The 17101-nt window shown below is 66.3% G+C and carries 17 protein-coding genes; 13 read left to right on the forward strand and 4 right to left on the reverse strand.

All coding sequences use genetic code 11. From position 1 onward, the window contains the following. The first annotated feature begins 123 nt into the window (after positions 1 to 123). The 5 genes from OIE68_RS14320 (at position 124) to OIE68_RS14340 (ending at position 4917) form a co-directional block, all read left to right on the forward strand. Complete coding sequence (locus OIE68_RS14320; RefSeq protein WP_327099865.1) at positions 124 to 1059, forward strand: ABC transporter ATP-binding protein; 936 nt, start codon at positions 124 to 126, stop codon at positions 1057 to 1059. Then, on the forward strand, positions 1056 to 1847 hold the full coding sequence (locus tag OIE68_RS14325; protein WP_327099866.1) for an ABC transporter permease: 792 nt from the start codon (positions 1056 to 1058) through the stop codon (positions 1845 to 1847). The genes OIE68_RS14320 and OIE68_RS14325 overlap by 4 nt, the downstream gene beginning before the upstream one ends. A 130-nt stretch (positions 1848 to 1977) precedes the next feature. Continuing rightward, entirely contained in the window at positions 1978 to 2952 is a 975-nt protein-coding gene (locus OIE68_RS14330) for a heme A synthase (RefSeq protein ID WP_327099867.1), read from the forward strand. Between the two features lie 14 nt (positions 2953 to 2966). Then, positions 2967 to 3995 (forward strand): prolyl aminopeptidase, encoded by a 1029-nt coding sequence (gene pip, locus OIE68_RS14335; RefSeq protein ID WP_327099868.1) that lies wholly within the window; start codon positions 2967 to 2969, stop codon positions 3993 to 3995. A 10-nt stretch (positions 3996 to 4005) separates the two neighbouring features. Beyond that, complete coding sequence (locus OIE68_RS14340) at positions 4006 to 4917, forward strand: NAD(P)-dependent oxidoreductase (protein WP_327099869.1); 912 nt, start codon at positions 4006 to 4008, stop codon at positions 4915 to 4917. Positions 4918 to 4939: 22 nt separating this feature from the next. Here OIE68_RS14340 and OIE68_RS14345 read toward each other — a convergent pair whose 3' ends face one another. Continuing rightward, on the reverse strand, positions 4940 to 5776 hold the full coding sequence (locus tag OIE68_RS14345) for a hypothetical protein (protein WP_327099870.1): 837 nt from the start codon (positions 5774 to 5776) through the stop codon (positions 4940 to 4942). A 190-nt stretch (positions 5777 to 5966) separates the two neighbouring features. Here OIE68_RS14345 and OIE68_RS14350 point away from each other — a divergent pair, with 190 nt between their 5' ends. The 3 genes from OIE68_RS14350 to OIE68_RS14360 all read left to right on the forward strand — a co-directional run bounded on the left by OIE68_RS14350 (position 5967) and on the right by OIE68_RS14360 (position 7836). Then, positions 5967 to 6659 carry a type 1 glutamine amidotransferase domain-containing protein gene (locus tag OIE68_RS14350; protein WP_327099871.1) on the forward strand — a complete coding sequence of 231 codons (693 nt, stop codon included), beginning with the start codon at positions 5967 to 5969 and terminating at the stop codon, positions 6657 to 6659. Positions 6660 to 6739: 80 nt separating this feature from the next. Further along, positions 6740 to 7075: a hypothetical protein gene (locus OIE68_RS14355; RefSeq protein ID WP_327099872.1), complete on the forward strand. Its 336-nt coding sequence runs from the start codon at positions 6740 to 6742 to the stop codon at positions 7073 to 7075. Positions 7076 to 7158: 83 nt separating this feature from the next. Then, positions 7159 to 7836, forward strand: a complete 678-nt coding sequence (locus tag OIE68_RS14360) for a respiratory nitrate reductase subunit gamma (protein ID WP_327099873.1) — start codon at positions 7159 to 7161, stop codon at positions 7834 to 7836. 5 nt (positions 7837 to 7841) lie between these two features. On the opposite strand, the gene OIE68_RS14365 is transcribed toward OIE68_RS14360, so the two are convergent. After that, positions 7842 to 8192, reverse strand: coding sequence for a hypothetical protein (locus OIE68_RS14365; protein ID WP_327099874.1), 351 nt, complete (start codon positions 8190 to 8192; stop codon positions 7842 to 7844). Positions 8193 to 8253: 61 nt separating this feature from the next. Here OIE68_RS14365 and OIE68_RS14370 point away from each other — a divergent pair, with 61 nt between their 5' ends. Beyond that, positions 8254 to 9219, forward strand: a complete 966-nt coding sequence (locus OIE68_RS14370) for a quinone oxidoreductase (RefSeq protein WP_327099875.1) — start codon at positions 8254 to 8256, stop codon at positions 9217 to 9219. Positions 9220 to 9391: 172 nt separating this feature from the next. On the opposite strand, the gene OIE68_RS14375 is transcribed toward OIE68_RS14370, so the two are convergent. Continuing rightward, a complete protein-coding gene (locus OIE68_RS14375) occupies positions 9392 to 9994 on the reverse strand; it encodes a TetR/AcrR family transcriptional regulator (RefSeq protein WP_327099876.1) in 603 nt (200 codons plus the stop codon). Positions 9995 to 10079: 85 nt separating this feature from the next. On the opposite strand from OIE68_RS14375, the gene OIE68_RS14380 reads away from it, so the two are divergent. Beyond that, positions 10080 to 11054 carry a zinc-binding alcohol dehydrogenase family protein gene (locus OIE68_RS14380; RefSeq protein WP_327099877.1) on the forward strand — a complete coding sequence of 325 codons (975 nt, stop codon included), beginning with the start codon at positions 10080 to 10082 and terminating at the stop codon, positions 11052 to 11054. Positions 11055 to 11098: 44 nt separating this feature from the next. Then, the gene (locus OIE68_RS14385; RefSeq protein ID WP_327099878.1) at positions 11099 to 12520 is read left to right on the forward strand and encodes an FAD-dependent monooxygenase; all 1422 of its coding nucleotides are present in this window, start codon (positions 11099 to 11101) and stop codon (positions 12518 to 12520) included. Between the two features lies 1 nt (position 12521). Here OIE68_RS14385 and OIE68_RS14390 read toward each other — a convergent pair whose 3' ends face one another. Beyond that, entirely contained in the window at positions 12522 to 13511 is a 990-nt protein-coding gene (locus OIE68_RS14390; RefSeq protein WP_327099879.1) for a heme o synthase, read from the reverse strand. A 307-nt stretch (positions 13512 to 13818) separates the two neighbouring features. Between OIE68_RS14390 and tkt the strand changes: the two genes are divergently transcribed. Together tkt and tal are read left to right on the forward strand one after the other, a co-directional pair. Then, the gene (gene tkt / locus OIE68_RS14395; protein ID WP_327099880.1) at positions 13819 to 15960 is read left to right on the forward strand and encodes a transketolase; all 2142 of its coding nucleotides are present in this window, start codon (positions 13819 to 13821) and stop codon (positions 15958 to 15960) included. Between the two features lie 6 nt (positions 15961 to 15966). Next, the gene (tal, locus tag OIE68_RS14400) at positions 15967 to 17097 is read left to right on the forward strand and encodes a transaldolase (protein WP_327099881.1); all 1131 of its coding nucleotides are present in this window, start codon (positions 15967 to 15969) and stop codon (positions 17095 to 17097) included. Positions 17098 to 17101 lie beyond the last annotated feature (4 nt).

The following is a 17101-nucleotide window of genomic DNA, read 5'->3' on the forward strand; positions in this document are numbered from 1 at the left end:
AGACAGGGGTGTCGTCCGGGTCACATCCGTCGACGGCTTACGGTGTGACACCGTGAGGGAGCGAAGCGAGCGAACAATGGGCACAGCACCCTTGGACGCGACGGAGCCGAGCACCGAGGCGCGATGGTGACCGCAGCCTCGGAACCCGCCGTCTGTATCGACGGCGTCGTCAAACGTTACGGCGAGACCACCGCCGTCGCCGGGATCAGCTTCGCGGTCGAACGGGCACAGGTGCTGGCCCTGCTCGGCCCGAACGGCGCGGGCAAGACCACGACGGTCGAAATGTGCGAGGGGTTCAAAACCCCGGATGCCGGGTCGGTCCGGGTCCTCGGACTCGATCCGATCGCCGACTCCGACCGGTTGCGGCCGCGCATCGGCGTCATGCTGCAGGGCGGTGGCGCGTACCCGGGTGCGCGCGCGGGCGAGATGCTCGATCTGGTCGCCGCCTACTCGGCCGATCCGCTCGATCCCGAGTGGTTGCTGAAAACCCTTGGCCTGCAGGACAACCGACGCACTCCGTACCGGCGGCTGTCCGGCGGCCAGCAGCAGCGGCTCGCCCTGGCCTGCGCACTGGTCGGGAAGCCGGAGATCGTCTTCCTCGACGAACCGACCGCGGGCCTGGACGCGCAGGCCCGGCTCATCGTGTGGGAGCTGATCGACGCGCTGCGCCGTGACGGGGTCACGGTGCTGCTCACCACGCACATGATGGACGAGGCCGAGCAACTGGCCGACCAACTGGTGATCATCGATCACGGACAGATCGTCGCCTCCGGAACACCCGCCGAGGTCACCGCACAGGGCGCGGCCGGTCAACTGCGCTTCACCGCCCCGCCGAAACTCGATCTGCGGCTGCTGAAAACCGCTCTGCCGGAAGGCTTCTCGCCGCGCGAGACGATGCCGGGACAGTATCTGGTCGAGGGTGAGATCGATCCGCAGGTACTGGCGACGGTGACCGCGTGGTGTGCGCAGCAGAATGTGCTGGCCACCGATATCCGAATCGATCAGCGTCGCCTCGAGGACGTCTTCCTGGAACTCACCGGACGGGACCTACGCGGATGAATCAGCCAGATCTCGCCGGGAACCGCTTCGCGCCGGGCACTTTCACCCCCGATCCGCGCCCGAGCAGCCGCCTCGCCATGATGACCGCGCAGACCCGGCTCGAACTGATCCTGTTGCTGCGCAATGGCGAACAGCTGCTGCTCACCATGTTCATTCCGATCACGCTGCTGGTCGGGTTGAGTCTGTTGCCGTTCGGGGACCTCGGCGAGGACCGGGTCGACAAGATCGTGCCCGCGGTCATGATGGTCGCGGTCATGTCGACCGCCTTCACCGGACAGGCGATCGCGGTCGGATTCGACCGGCGCTACGGTGCGCTCAAACGCCTCGGCGCGACCCCACTCCCCCGCTGGGGCATTGTGGCGGGCAAGAGCGCCGCGGTGCTGATCGTTGTGGTGATGCAGGCAATTCTGTTGGGAGCCATCGGATTCGCGCTCGGCTGGCGACCGGAACTCGCCGGGCTCGCGCTCGGCGCGCTGGTGATCGCGCTCGGCACAGCCACTTTCGCGGCAATGGGTCTGCTGCTCGGCGGCACGCTCAAGGCGGAGATCGTGCTGGCGCTGGCGAATATCCTGTGGTTTGTCATGCTCGGCATTGCGAGCATCGTGTTCGCATCCGACGACCTGCCTTCGGCGGTGAATGTGCTCGTGCGGTTGGTGCCGTCCGGGGCGCTGGCCGTCACGCTGGAAGACGCCATGCGCACCAGCATCGACTGGTTCGGCATCGCCGCCCTCGCCGCATGGGGTGGGATCTCCGGCTTCCTCGCCACCCGCTTCTTCCGCTTCGACTAGCCCGCTCGAGATCGCGGCGGGGCCTCTCGATCGATGTCGCCGAGGCGTCCGCCCGATCTCGATCGGCGGCAACGACGGAATGTAGTAGACCGGGTGCGGGTGGTTGAAGTGGCCCGGCTACGATCGTTGGGTGCTGTATCGCGCATTCCTGCGACTCGTCGATCTGCTCCCGCTGCCCTCGTTGCGGGTGCAGCGCTTGATCGCCATCGCGGTCATCGTCTCCCAGGCGGGTATCGCCGTCACCGGTGCGATCGTGCGGGTCACGGCGTCCGGACTCGGATGCCCGACCTGGCCGCAGTGCTTCCCGGGCAGCTTCACCCCGACCGGTGTGGCCGAGGTTCCGGTGCTGCATCAGACCGTCGAATTCAGCAACCGCATGCTGACCTTCGCGGTGACGCTGTGCGCGGCGCTCATCGTGCTCGCCGTCACCCGCGCCCGCCGCCGTCGCGAGGTGCTGGTGTACGCGTGGTTGATGCCGGGCGGGACGGTGCTGCAGGCGATTATCGGCGGTATCACCGTGCGCACCGGTCTGCTGTGGTGGACGGTGTCGGTGCATCTGCTGGCGTCGATGCTGATGGTGTGGGTCGCGGTGGTCATGTTCGCGAAGGTCAGCGAACCCGATGACGGCATCGAAGTGATCCAGGCGCCCGGGCCGCTGCGCTGGCTCACCGGGCTGAGCGGGGTCGCGCTCGCCGGGGTCCTCATCGCGGGGACGCTGGTCACCGGCGCCGGACCGCATGCGGGCGATAAGAGCATCGAACGACCGGTCGAACGCCTCCAGGTCGAGATCGTCACCCTGGTGCATCTGCACTCGCAGCTGCTCGTCGGCTATCTCGCACTGCTCATCGGCTTGGCCTTCGGCCTCTTCGCCGTCGGCATCACCCCCGCCGTCCGTACCCGCCTGTTCGTCCTGCTCGGCTTGGTCTGCGCCCAGTCCCTGGTCGGCGTCGTACAGTACTTCACCGACGTGCCCGCCGCCCTGGTCGCGACCCACGTCGGCGGCGCCGCAGCCTGCACCGCCGCTACCGCCGCCCTCTGGGCTTCCCTGCGCACCCGCGAACGCGTCACAGCGTCGGTCTCCGACTCCGCCGAACAGTTGGCATAGCGCACACTGTTCCGATGCGCCCTTCAGCGTCGAGTACCGAAGCGCCACAACCGTTCCCGGATATCGAGCCGTATGAGGTCGGACTCCTCGAAGTCGGCGACGGAAACCAGGTCTATTGGGAGACCAGCGGCAACCCGCACGGTAAGCCCGCGCTCGTAGTGCACGGCGGACCGGGCAGCGGCGGCCAGCGCGGATCGCGAAAGTTGTTCGATCCCAACGTGTATCGAGTCGTTCTCTTCGACCAGCGCGGATGCGGGGAGAGTCTGCCGCATGCCTCGGACCCCACTGTCGATATGGCGCACAACACCACTGACCATCTGATCGCGGATATCGAGCGGCTGCGCGAGCACCTCGGGATCGAACGGTGGCTGCTGTACGGCGGCTCGTGGGGATCGACCTTGATCCTGGCGTATGCGCAGCGATATCCGGAGCGGGTCAGCGCGGTTGTGCTCGTCGGCGTCACGATGACGCGCCCAGAGGAGATCGAGTGGCTGTATCACGGTGTCGCGCGATTGTTGCCTGGCGAGTGGGAGGCATTCCGGAATGGGGTGCCCCCGGGCGAGCGCGACGGAAACCTGGTTGCGGCCTACAACCGCCTGATCAACAGCCCGGACGCGGACGTGCGCACCAAGGCCGCCCGAGAGTGGTGTGCCTGGGAGGATGCGATCATCGCGCATGAGAACCTCGGCAATCCGGGGCAGTACAGCGCGAAGCCGGATGACGCGATGCTCGCTATGGTCCGGATCTGCACGCATTACTTCGCCAATGCCGCCTGGCTCGAGGATGGCGTACTGCTACGTGAGGCACACAAGCTCGCGGGAATTCCCGCCGTGTTGATCCACGGCCGCCTCGACCTGTCCGGACCTCTCTACACCGCTTGGCAATTGGCGCGGGCCTGGCCCAGTGCGGAGCTGCGGGTCATCGAGGATTCCGGCCATACCGGCAGCCCGGCCATGCGCAACGCGATACTCGAAGCATTGGCCCGCTTCGGCAGTAGCGAATGGTCCGATGATCGGATGCAATTCGGCGGCGAGCGCGGCTAACCTGGCAGGCATGCCGGTCACCGTCCTTGTGCCAGATGATTATGGAGTCGGGGTATTGGCCCGGCTCGATGAGATTCGCCCGGTGCGGTATTCGCCCGGCGAACCGCTGCCCGCGGGGGCGGAGTTGGCGGAGGTGCTGGTTCCGGCGTTTCTGGCTCGGCCCGATTCGATCGATATGGCCGGGTTGCCGAAGTTGCGGTTGGTGCAGATGCTGACGGCCGGGGCCGAACGGTGGATCGGTCGGCTGCCGGATGGGGTGCTGCTGTCGAATGCGCGGGGGGCGCATGGTGGCAGTTCCGCGGAGTGGGTGGTTGCGGCGCTGCTCACGATTTATCGCGAGCTGACGGAGTTCGCCGATTTGCGGCGCGAGCAGCGCTGGTATCAGCATCGGACGGATACGTTGGCGGGTAAGCGGATCCTCGGCATCGGCGCGGGTGATCTCGGTATCGAATTGCGCCGCAGGGTCGAGGCTTTCGATGCGACCTTGACGCTGGTCGGCACGACCGCCCGCGACGGTGTGCACGGTGTCGACGAATTGCCGTGGCTGCTCAGCGAATTCGATGCCGTCGTGCTGATGGTTCCGGTGACCGATCAGACTATCGGCATGGTCGATGCCGAATTCCTGGCCAAGATGGCCGACGGCGCGGTACTGGTGAATGTCGCGCGTGGACCGATCGTGCGGACCGAAGCGCTACTGGCCGAACTAGTTTCGGGACGATTGCGCGCAGCCCTTGATGTCACCGACCCGGAGCCCCTTCCGCCCGAGCATCCGCTCTGGACAGCGCCCGGGCTGTTGCTGACACCGCATGTCGCGGGAAGTAGCCGAGGCAGTCTCGAACGCGCCTACGCCGTTGTCGCTGCGGAGATCGCCCGATACACGGCTGGTCAATTACCGAAAAACCTTGTGCGCGGGGATTATTGAATCGCTCACGGATGAACGATCGCTACGCGAACCGCGGCCGAGTGACGCGCGCGAGTGTTCGGATCAAAGCATCCGATGCCAGTTGCCCGCGTTCGATGCGCAACCCCGCATAGCAGGGATCGCCGTTCTCGACGAGCCCGACGATCGTCGGCTCATCCAATTGCTCCGCGGCGAACGCATATATCTGCTCCAACTTCGGCACGATCAGACCGTAATCGAGCGCCCGCGCCACGCGTCCCTCGAGCGCGAGCACACCATCGACGGACATATTCGCCAGCGGATACACCTCGGGAAAAACATTCCGCAGGTCGAGGAACAGGCGGACCGAGCTGCGGCGCGGATCGGCCGACCAGCCGCCGAGGGCCCCGAACCGGCCGAGCGCCAGCGTCGGCCGCGCCACCATGACGTGGGTGAACAGCACGCGCATGAGTGTCACATTGATCATCAACCGCTCGGCGGGCAATTCGGCCGCCGCCAACTCCTGATGTTCCAGATAACCGGCGACGATGCTGCGATTGTGCGCCCGGTACCACGCCGCGGGCGAAGGGGCGATGAGAAATTCGAGCCACAGCCGGGCACCGGGCGTCGACGCATCGCGGGCATCGGCATGATGCAGCAGCGCGGCCTCCAGTTTGTCGTGCAGTAAGCGGTCGTTGATTGCCCGCCACCACGGGCTGCCGGTCTCGGAGTGCAGCACACCGCGCGCGAGTTCCCACTGCAGAAAGGCGATTTCGGCCCGACGGTAGGCGCGGAGTTCCGGCGGATAGAAGCTCTCGGCGAGCGCGACGCGGTGCTGCGCGTCGGCATGCGCGGCGCCGACCCGCCGAGCCGCCAACTCGCTCGCCTTATCCGCGTTCATCGTCCCCTACCTTACGATCCGGACGCCTCCCACACCCGCAACCAGAGACCCATCATTATTCCGATATCTCTTACAGGCGATCCTATTGGTGCTTCGATGAATGTGTGCCTAACGTCGATATCGTGACGAACTGACACCCTGCATATGCAACGTCAGCACGTCGACCAATCCCCTGATCAGGAGGCACACGATGTCGAAGGTTCTTTTCGTCATGACCGGCGTCGACTATTGGACACTCGCCGATGGCACGAAACATCCGACCGGCTACTGGGCCGAAGAGGTCGTGGCTCCATATAAGGCCATCAAGGCGGCGGGTCACGAGATTGTGGTGGCCACTCCCGACGGCGTCGTACCGACGGTCGACCAGGGCAGTCTCGCACCCGAGGTCAACGGCGGTGCGGACGGTGCCGCGGAGATCGCCGAGACCCTGGCCGATGCGGCAGAACTGCGCAGCCCGATCCGGCTCGAGGATGTCGACCTGGCCGAATACGACGCCGTGTACTACCCGGGCGGACACGGCCCGATGGAAGATCTGTCGGTGAATGCCGACTCCGGCGCCCTGCTCAATGCCGCGCTGGCCTCGGGCAAACCGCTGGGTGTCGTCTGCCACGCGCCCGCCGCGCTGCTCGCGACCGCCATCGACGGCGATTCCCCGTTCGTCGGCTACCAGGTCACCGGATTCACCAATGCCGAAGAGGCACAAGCCGGATTCGCCGATAAGGCCAAGTGGCTGCTGCAGGATCGGCTGGTCGAGCTCGGCGTCGATTTCCGCGAGGGCGAGCCGTGGGCCCCGCATATCGAGGTCGATCGCAATCTCTACACCGGCCAGAATCCCGCCTCGTCGGCACCGCTGGCCGCAGCGATCGTCAAAGCGCTGGGCTGACTCGAGACCTGGGCTGACTCGAGACCTGGGCTGACTCGAGACCGCTCGCCGATGCCAAGGCCCGCCAAGCGGCCGTCGAAATGGCAACGCGCGTCGCACAACTCGAAGCACAGCAGAAGGAACAGCAACTGCAGGTCGAGATCCGCAAGCCGGCGGATGCCGATGCCTTTCGCCAGACCACCCTCGCCGCGGCGGGCCGTGACGCGCGGACCAGCCAGGCCGAGGCCGAGGCCGAGGAGACCCGTTTGCGCGCGGAAGCCGCTGCGGCACAGACGAAAATGCAGGCACTCGCCGAGGCCGAGGCGATCAAACTCCGGGCCGCCGCCCAAGGCCGAGGCCACCCGGCTCACCAGTCAGGCGAGTCGGCGGCGATCCTCGACCGTCTCGCCGCCGACGCCCGAAGTACCCTTCGGTAAGGGCCGTTGGCCCCTTGTTCGACATTCGGTGTCTCTGCGACCGTGATACGTCCGATCGTCGGCAAGCGGAAAGCGAACTCGCCGTGACATCGCTGTTGTGGATCGCGCTGCCCTATGGCGCGTTCGTGTCGTTCGTGCTCGGTCACATCTGGCGCTACCGGCGCGACGGTTTCCGCAGCTATACCAGTTATCCGGAGATGGACCGTAGCCAACGGTTCGGATCGACGGCATTTCGGTCCGGGGTGTGCCTCATAGTCCTCACCCGCCTGATCAATGTAATCACCACCGAACCACACGCCCGACCCTCCGGTGCGCTGCACGTGGTCACCATGATCGTGCAGATCGGCGGTGTCGCCGCGGCCGCGGTCGGGGCGGTGTTGCTGTTCCTACCGGATCTGATCACCGGCCCGTCGCGTCCCGTGATCACCCCGCTGGACCGCATCACGTTCCCGGCCCTGACGGCCGCGCTGCTGTCCGGAGTGATCATCGAATACGATCCGACCACGGTGGCCCGCGAATATCGAACCGGCGAAACGCTTTTCGCGTGGTTCCGCTCGCTGGTCACCATCGATCCGTATCCCGAGGCCATGCAGCATGCACCGCTCATCTACCAGGCGCGGGGATTGATCCTGCTGCTGATCCTCGGCATCTGGCCCTTCACCCGGCTCGCGGGCATCTTCGCGGGCCCGGTCGCGCGGCTGGTCCTGCGCCCTGTCCCACGCCGGACTCGCGAACTGGACGGCGCGACCATGGAAGCCTGAACAGCTCAGTTCTCGTTGCGCGCCTTGGGAAAACGGGTCTGCCGGGCGACCCAACCGGCCATCTTGGCCCAGTGCCCCTTGCGCGGCGTGACCACCGAGATCAGCTCGCGGTCCCATTCATCGGCCTCGGTCAGGCCGTTGATGGTCTCGACCAATTCCTTGGCGGTCGCCAGATCGTCGACCACGCGGTCACCAAGGACACCGTCGGAGCCGACCAGGGTGACGCGCACGCCCGCGCGGCCGATCGGCTGCAGTACAGCGGTGGCGGAGCCGCCGTGCTCGGCGACGAATCCCTTGACTGAATCCACTAGGGAACCCGACAGCTGCACTGGGGCGGTGGCGGCTTGAACACTCATGGCGGTTAGTTTACTGACCGGTACGTTCGGGTCCAGACCCCTTGGGTGTAGAACGGATCTCATGCGCGCTATTCAGGTTTCCGAGCACGGCGGTCCCGAAGTCCTGAACTACGTCGAGGTGCCGGATCCGCAGATCGGTCCGGATCAGCTGCTCATCGACACCCAGGCGATCGGCATCAACTTCATCGATACCTATATCCGCACCGGCCGCTACCCGCAGGCGGTGCCCTATATTCCCGGCGCCGAGGGCACCGGTGTGGTGGCCGAGGTCGGCGCGAATGTGACCGAATTCGCAGTCGGCGACCGGGTCGCCTGGGCGGCCGCACCCGGCAGCTATGCCCAGCGGGTCGCCGTACCGGCGGCGGTCGCGGTCAAGGTGCCCGACGGTGTCGACGCACCGGTCGCCGCCTCGGCGCTGCTGCAGGGTATGACCGCGCACTACCTGATCGAATCGATCTACAAGCCCGAACCCGGCGAGACCGTGCTGGTGCACGCGGGCGCGGGCGGCGTCGGTCTTATACTCACTCAGCTCGCCGTCGCGCGCGGGGTGCGGGTGATCACCACCGTTTCCTCGGACGCGAAGGAAAAACTGTCCCGTGAGGCGGGCGCGAGCGAAGTACTGCGTTACAGCGATGATCTCGCCGATCAGGTTCGCGCACGCACCGAGGGCGTCGGCGTCGCGGCCGTATACGACGGTGTCGGCGCGGCCACCTTCGAGGCCAGCCTCGCATCTCTGCGGGTGCGCGGCATGCTGGCCCTCTTCGGCGCGGCCAGCGGCCCGGTACCGCCCTTCGATCTGCAGCGCCTCAACCCGGCAGGGTCGCTGTTCGTCACCCGCCCCACGCTGGTGCACTACACCCGCGACCGTGCCGAATTGCTCTGGCGCGCAACCGATATCCTCACCGCGATCGCCGACGGAACGCTGCATGTACGGATCGGTGCCACGTATCCGCTGGCCGAAGCCGAGCAGGCGCACCGCGATCTCGAAGGCCGCAAGACCACCGGCTCGATCGTCCTGCTGCCGTAACCACACGCCAACGGCCGTGCACCGGCGCGGCCGTTGGCACCTGGAATCCATTGCCCAGCAGCACGATCGCACCCCCGCCACTGACGAGCCGGTCTCGCTGCCCGACAGCCCGAATCGCGCTTCCGGCCGCTGCCGAGCCGGTTTCCGCCGTCCGGCAACCAGATCCGCCGAATCAGTAGTCCTGCCCGGTCAGACCACGATAAATGAACCGCGTCAAACCCTCGATCGCCTGTTCATCCGTCAGCGTGACGGAACCGTCCTCGACCGCCGCCAACATCCCCTGGGTGACCTGGAACATCATCGCCAGACTGGCATCGACACTGCTCGGCAGCCGTAATCCCTTGTCGGCCAGGCCATCCAGATGATCGGCGATATCCGCGCGCTGTTCGACCCCGAACTGTCCGAGCGCCCGAGCGAAATCCTCGCTGACGATCGCCGCCTGAGCAATCGCGCGCATCACCGCCCCATGTTCCCGAGAGAAGGACCAATACCCGGCGATGTGATACCGCACCGCCTCCGGATCACTGAAATCGGATTTGTGTTCGGGCTGCTCCGCGCGCTCGTCTCCGGCGCTCGCCAGATCGTTCAGCAGCGCCTGGAGTAGCTCCTCCTTGCTCGCGAAGTGGTTGTAGAACGACCCGGCCGCGCGCCCAGCGGCCGCCGTGATGTCGGTGATCTTGGTGTTCAAGTAGCCGCGTTCGGCGAACACCCGCCGCGCCGCATCCTTCAGTGCCTGTTCGGTCTCTGCGGACTTTTCCCGGCGACTCGACGTCACTCACACCACCTCCTTGACACGAAAACCTATCAATCCCCATACTGAATGCAGATTCAGTGAATTTCAATTCAGATTGGTGAAGGTCATGAAAGCAGCAGTCCTGCGCAGCGCAGGCGAAAGTCCTGTGTATGCCGACTTCGACGAGCCGGAGGTGACCGAAGGCCGGGAGCTGGTCGAGCTGGTGGCGGCAGGCATTCATCCGATCGTTCGATCGCTGGCGGCCGGTACGCACTACGGCAGCACCGACGCCTATCCCCTGATCCCAGGCATCGACGCGGTGGCGCGCACCACCGACGGCGCGCTCGTCTACACCGGTTTCCCACAGGCTCCTTACGGCACGCTGGCCGAACGCATGGCGGTGCCCGCGCGGATGCGGATTCCGCTCCCGACCGGCGCCGATCCCGCGCGAATCGCCGGTGGACTCAACCCCGGGTTGTCCTCGTGGCTGGCCCTGCGCGAGCGCCGCTACGCACTGCCCAACCAGCACCTCGGCACCGTGCTGATCCTCGGCGCCACCGGGGCAGCAGGTCTGCTGGCCGTGCAGAACGCCTTCGTGCTCGGCGCGGACCGGGTGATCGCCGCCGGACGCAATCCGTCGGCACTCGAGCGGGCGGCGGGATACGGCGCGACCACGGTCACGCTGCAGGACGCCAAGGACGCCACCGCGTCGGCGCTGGCCGAGGCGATCGGGACCGTGGCGCCGAGCCTGGTGCTCGACTATGTGTGGGGCACACCGGCCGAGGCCGCCTTCGCGGCGCTCGGACGCCAAGGCCTGACCGAGGACGACGCAGATATCGCGTACATCCAGATCGGCGCCACCGCGGGTGCCGAGGCGGCCGTTCCGGCCGCGCTGTTGCGCAGCCGTCGCATCGCGATCTCCGGTAGCGGGGCCGGATCCGCGTCGGTGCAGTCGATCCTGGCCGCAATCCCCGAGTACATGCAGTTGATCGCCGATGGCCGGTTGGACACCGCGGTGCAGGAGTTCCCGCTCTCGAAGATCGAAGAGGCTTGGGCCGCCGCGCAATTCGGCGCCACCCGGGCAGTCGTCGTCCCGGATTGATCTATCGACGGTAACCAACCAACGCAATTCGGTACGGAGATATAGTGCACGACCAAACGCAAGTACTCATCGCAGGCGCCGGACCCACCGGCCTCACCCTCGCCATCGACTTGGCCCGCCGCAATATTCCGGTGCGCATCATCGACCGGGCCACCGAATTCTTCGCGGGATCGCGCGGCGACGGTATCCAGCCGCGCACGCTCGAGGTTTTCGACGACCTCGGCGTGCTGGATGCGGTCCGCCGGGCCGGATCACCGTCACCAGTGATCCGCGCGTACTTCGGCGGTGAATTCGCGGGCGAACATCGGATGGCCGAACCAGTCGAGCCGACGCCATCGGTCCCCTACCCCAACCTCTGGGTGCTCGGGCAGTCGCGGACCGAGGCGATCCTGCGTGACCGGCTCGCGGAGTTCGGCGTGCGGGTCGAACTCGCCACGGCGCTGGTCACTTTCGAACAGGACGAGACGGGCGTCAGCGTCCAATTGGCGCACGACGGTGTCATCGAGGCGTTGCGTGTCGCCTATCTGGTCGGCGCGGACGGCGGGAAAAGCACCGTCCGTAAGACGCTCGGCATTCCGTTCGAAGGCACCACCGACGATTCGATCCGAGTGTTGCTGGGCGATGTCGGTGCCGATGCGCTCGATCACGCCTACGGCTACTGGTTCGCCGCGGCCGGTCGGCCGATGGAGGGAATCATGTTGTCCCCGTTGCCCGGTGGCAGCCAGTTCCAATTCGGTGCGCCATTGGACACCGACGCCGAGCCCACCCTCGAGGTGCTGCAGAAGTTCGTCGACCGCTATGCCGGAAATCTGGATATCGTCCTGACCGATCTCACCTGGGCGACAGTATGGCGGCCGAATATTCGTCTGGCGCAACGATTCCGAGAGGGTCGGGTATTCCTCACGGGCGACGCCGCACATGTGCATCCGCCCACCGGCGGACAGGGCATGAACACCGGTATCCAGGATGCCTACAACCTCGGCTGGAAGCTCGCCGCCGCGGTCGCGGGCGACGAATCACTGCTGGACAGTTACGAATCCGAACGCCGCACAGTAGCCGCACGGGTGCTCGGGATCAGTACCGAACTGCTGGACAAGCTGGTCGACGGTGCCGAGGACGCCATGCAGCGCGGTGCGGAGACACGTCAATTGGATATCAGCTACCGAGATCGCGCCGACCACGGCGTGCTCGTCGCCGGTGATCGCGCACCCGACGCACCGGTCAAAGATGCCGAGGGGCGGCCGATTCGACTGTTCGACCTGTTCCGCGGACCGCATGCGACGCTGCTGTCATTCGGTGAAACCGACGTACCGCCCGAGCCCGGTGTCGAGGTGTACACGGTGATCTGCCCCGGCGACAAGGCGACTGGACAGCACGTCGTGGATGTCGACGGTCACGCCTTCACCGCCTATGACGCGGTCGATGGCACCACCGTCCTCGTCCGGCCCGACGGATATATCGGCTGATTCAGCCGAAGAAGCTGCCGATCGTGTCCCACCCGAGCACCGAATCCACCGCGAGACCACAGAACACCACGGCCAGATAGTTGTTGGACTGCAGGAACAGTCGCAACGGCTTCACCGATTCACCGCGCCGCACACCGGAGTACAGCTGGTGCGCCATGAGCAGGAACCACGCTCCGGCCACCAGTGCGACGGCCGCGTAGACCACACCGGTAGCGGGGACCAGCGCGAGAGTGGTGAGCACGGTGAGCCAGGTGTAGATGACGATCTGCTTGGTGACGGCCTGCTCGGTGGCCACGACCGGCAGCATCGGCACGCCGGCCGCGCGGTAGTCCTCCTTGTAGCGCATGGCCAAAGCCCAGGTGTGCGGCGGCGTCCAGAAGAAGATGACACCGAACAGCGCGATCGCGGGCCAGCCGATATTTCCGGTCGCCGCCGACCAGCCGACCAGCGCGGGCATACATCCGGCCGCGCCGCCCCACACCACATTCTGCGAGGTCCGGCGCTTGAGACCGAGGGTGTACACGAAGACGTAGAACAGGATCGTCGCGACGACCAGCAGGCCGCTGAGCAGATTCGCCTGCCACCACAGCCAGGCGAACGACCCGATACCGAGCGTGACACCGAAGACGAAGGCGTGCGAAGTCGGCACGGCCTCCCTGGCCAGCGGCCGCTTCGCCGTCCGCTTCATCACCTTGTCGATATCGGCGTCGGCGACGCAGTTGAGCGTATTGGCGCTCGCGGCGCCCATCCAACCGCCGAACAGCGTGACCAGGATCAGCCGGATATCGACATGGCCGCGATCGGCCAGCAGCATCGTCGGAATCGTCGCGACCAGCAGCAGCTCGATGACGCGCGGCTTGGTCAACGCGATATAGGCGAGGGGTCGCCGCAGTAGTCGGGACAGCAGGCCGTCGCCGGTCAACCGGTCGGCCAGCGCCGTCGCGGAGGAGCCGTGTGCACCATTGCCACCCGGCTGTTGCCCAATCCGCACTATCTCTCCTCGCACGCTGTGCATCGCATCCGGCATGGAACCACCACCGCGCTCCCCTGCTCGAGCTGGTGCGAGGCGGCAACTACTACACACGATGGTAGACCCAGCCGCACAGCCTTCTTTCCATAGCCCCCTCGCTCCGGCACGCTGTCGAAGCGATTCGACACCTGAACTAAGCCGGGTTCCTCACATGCCGGTCATCGGGCACATCTAGGGTAGTTGGGGTAAACCCGGTTCGCATTCCACAGCTGCCGTGCGCGCACCCCTCCGCCACCGTCGACGAAACAATGTCAGGAGAACCTCGGTCGTGTCAGTCACAGACGACATCCGCGCCCTCACTCAGCCGCATCACCCGGACGACTGGACGGATCTGGACACCAAGGCCGTCGACACCGTTCGGGTTCTAGCCGCCGATTCGGTGCAGAACGCCGGGAACGGGCACCCCGGCACCGCGATGAGCCTCGCACCGCTGGCCTACACGCTCTACCAGCGCACCATGCGCCTGGACCCGAGCGATCCGAGCTGGGTCGGCCGGGACCGCTTCGTACTGTCCTGCGGTCACTCCAGCATCACCCAGTACATTCAGCTCTACTTGGCCGGATACGGTCTGGAGCTGAACGATCTCGAGCACCTGCGCAAGTGGGGCTCGCTCACCCCGGGCCACCCCGAATTCCGCCACACCGACGGCGTCGAGATCACCACCGGCCCGCTGGGTCAGGGTCTGGCCTCCGCGGTCGGTATGGCGATGGCGGCACGGCGCGAGCGCGGTCTGTTCGACCCGGACGCCGCACCGGGCACCAGCCCGTTCGACCACTTCATCTACGTCATCACCTCCGACGGCGATATGGAGGAGGGCGTCACCTCCGAAGCCTCCTCGCTCGCGGGCACCCAGCAGTTGGGCAACCTGGTCGTGATCTACGACGACAACAAGATCTCCATCGAGGACGACACCACCATCGCCTTCACCGAGGATGTCGCCGAGCGCTACGCGGCCTACGGCTGGCACGTGCAGGTGGTCGAGGGCGGCGAGGACGTCGTCGCCATCGAGGCGGCGCTGGCTGCGGCCAAGGCGGAGACCGGTAAGCCATCGATAATCGTACTGCGCACCATCATCGGCTTCCCCGCCCCGAACAAGATGAACACCGGCGCCGCGCACGGTGCCGCACTCGGCGCCGACGAGGTGGCCGCCACCAAGAAGATCCTCGGCTTCGACCCGGAAAAGAACTTCCAGGTCGACGACGATGTCATCGCGCACACCCGCAAGGTCATCGAGCGCGGCCAGCAGGCGCATGCGGCCTGGCAGCAGCAGTTCGACGCGTGGGCCGCCGCGAACCCGCAGAACAAGGCGCTGTTCGATCGGCTCGCCAAGCGTGAGCTGCCCGCCGGCTGGGCCGCGAATCTGCCGACCTACGAGGCGGATCCGAAGGGTATGGCCACCCGCAAGGCGTCCGGCAAGGTGCTGGCCGCGCTGGCGCCGGTGCTGCCGGAACTGTGGGGCGGTTCGGCCGACCTCGCCGAATCCAACAACACCACTATGCCCGACACGCCGAGCTTCGGTCCGGAGTCGATCTCGACCGGTATGTGGAAGGCCAACCCGTACGGCCGCACCCTGCACTTCGGTGTGCGCGAGCACGCCATGGGCGCGATCCTGAACGGCATCGCCCTGCACGGCCCGACCCGTCCGTACGGCGGCACCTTCCTGGTCTTCTCCGACTACATGCGCCCGGCCGTGCGCCTGGCGGCGCTGATGCGGGTACCCGCGATCTACGTGTGGACGCACGACTCCATCGGTCTCGGCGAAGACGGCCCGACGCATCAGCCGATCGAACATCTGGCCGCGCTGCGCGCGATCCCGGGTCTGAACGTGGTCCGCCCCGGCGACGCCAACGAGACCACATACGCCTGGCGCACCATCCTCGAGCGCGACAGCAGCGAGCACACCTCGCACTTCTCGGTCTCCGAACCGGCACACCAGGACGGGCCGTCCGCGCTCACACTGACCCGCCAGGATCTGCCGATCCAGGAGGGCACCAGCTACGAGGGCGTCAAGAAGGGCGGCTACGTGCTGGCCGAGGCGTCCACCGGCACTCCGCAGATAATCCTGATCGCGACCGGATCCGAGCTCCAACTCGCGGTCGCCGCGCGCACTACGCTGGAGGCGCAGGGCATCGGTACCCGCGTGGTGTCGATGCCGTGTGTGGAGTGGTTCGACGCGCAGGACAAGGCATATCGGGACGAGGTGCTGCCGCCGACAGTCGCCGCTCGCGTGGCCGTCGAGGCCGGTATCGCGATGCCGTGGTACCGGTTCACCGGTGACTCGGGCGAGATCGTTTCGATCGAGCACTTCGGTGCCTCGGCCGATTTCAAGACCCTGTTCCGCGAGTTCGGCATCACCGCGGAAGCTGTAGTCGCTGCCGCGCAACGCACGCTGGAAAACGTGAAGGGATAAGAGCTAATGGCACAGAACGAAAACGTCGCCGCCCTCTCCGCCGCGGGCGTCTCGGTGTGGCTCGATGATCTGTCGCGGGACCGGATCCAGTCCGGGAACCTGGCAGAGCTCATCGAAACCCGCAGCGTCGTCGGCGTCACCACCAATCCGACCATCTTCCAGGGTGCCCTGAGCCAGGGCCACGCCTACGACGGCCAGGTGAAAGAGCTTGCCGCCCAAGGCGCGGATGTGGATTCCGCGATCCGGACCATCACCACCGACGATGTGCGTGCGGCCTGCGACGTGCTGGCCGGCGTCTACGAGTCCAGCAACGGTGTCGACGGCCGGGTCTCCATCGAGGTGGACCCGCGCCTGGCCTTCGACGCCGAGCAGACGGTCGCGCAGGCCATCGACCTGTGGAAGACGGTGGATCGGCCCAACCTGTTCATCAAAATTCCGGCCACCGAGGCGGGCCTGCCCGCGATCACCCGGGTGATCGCCGAGGGCATCAGCGTCAACGTGACCCTGATCTTCTCGGTCAAGCGCTACCGCCAGGTGATGGGCGCCTACCTCGACGGTCTGCGCGGAGCCAAGGCCACCAGCCACGATCTGGCCAAGATCCATTCGGTCGCTTCGTTCTTCGTCTCCCGCGTGGACACCGAGATCGATAAGCGACTCGAAACGATCGGTACACCGGAAGCGCTGGCACTGCGCGGACAGGCGGGGGTCGCCAACGCGCGCCTGGCCTACGCCGAATACCAGGATGTCTTCGACGGTGGAGCGCACACCTCGACCTACACGCATCTGGCCGCCTCCGGTGCGAATCGGCAACGGCCGCTGTGGGCTTCGACCGGTGTGAAGAATCCGGAGTACTCGGACACGCTGTATGTCACCGAACTCGTCGCGCCGAATACGGTGAACACGCTGCCGGAGAAGACCCTCGAGGCGGTCGCCGATCACGGCGAGATCCGTGGCGACGCCGTCAGCGGTACCGCCGCGGCCGCGCAGGAGGTCTTCGACAAGCTCACCGCGGTCGGCATCGACCTCGACGACGTCTTCGACGTACTCGAGCGCGAGGGTGTGGAAAAGTTCGAGAAGTCGTGGGAGGAGCTGCTTTCCGCCACGGCAGGCGAACTGGCCAAGTCCGGGGATAACTGACCCG

The organism is Nocardia vinacea (genome assembly GCF_035920345.1).
Lineage (GTDB): Bacteria > Actinomycetota > Actinomycetes > Mycobacteriales > Mycobacteriaceae > Nocardia > Nocardia vinacea_A.

What these genes read in the sequence shown, in the direction of transcription:
- OIE68_RS14320 (WP_327099865.1), top strand. Translation starts at nt 124, where the DNA reads ATGGTGACCGCAGCCTCGGAACCCGCCGTCTGTATCGACGGCGTCGTC.
- OIE68_RS14325 (WP_327099866.1), top strand. Translation starts at nt 1,056, where the DNA reads ATGAATCAGCCAGATCTCGCCGGGAACCGCTTCGCGCCGGGCACTTTC.
- pip (WP_327099868.1), top strand. Translation starts at nt 2,967, where the DNA reads ATGCGCCCTTCAGCGTCGAGTACCGAAGCGCCACAACCGTTCCCGGAT.
- OIE68_RS14340 (WP_327099869.1), top strand. Translation starts at nt 4,006, where the DNA reads ATGCCGGTCACCGTCCTTGTGCCAGATGATTATGGAGTCGGGGTATTG.
- OIE68_RS14345 (WP_327099870.1), bottom strand. Translation starts at nt 5,776, where the DNA reads ATGAACGCGGATAAGGCGAGCGAGTTGGCGGCTCGGCGGGTCGGCGCC.
- OIE68_RS14350 (WP_327099871.1), top strand. Translation starts at nt 5,967, where the DNA reads ATGTCGAAGGTTCTTTTCGTCATGACCGGCGTCGACTATTGGACACTC.
- OIE68_RS14355 (WP_327099872.1), top strand. Translation starts at nt 6,740, where the DNA reads ATGGCAACGCGCGTCGCACAACTCGAAGCACAGCAGAAGGAACAGCAA.
- OIE68_RS14365 (WP_327099874.1), bottom strand. Translation starts at nt 8,192, where the DNA reads ATGAGTGTTCAAGCCGCCACCGCCCCAGTGCAGCTGTCGGGTTCCCTA.
- OIE68_RS14370 (WP_327099875.1), top strand. Translation starts at nt 8,254, where the DNA reads ATGCGCGCTATTCAGGTTTCCGAGCACGGCGGTCCCGAAGTCCTGAAC.
- OIE68_RS14380 (WP_327099877.1), top strand. Translation starts at nt 10,080, where the DNA reads ATGAAAGCAGCAGTCCTGCGCAGCGCAGGCGAAAGTCCTGTGTATGCC.
- tal (WP_327099881.1), top strand. Translation starts at nt 15,967, where the DNA reads ATGGCACAGAACGAAAACGTCGCCGCCCTCTCCGCCGCGGGCGTCTCG.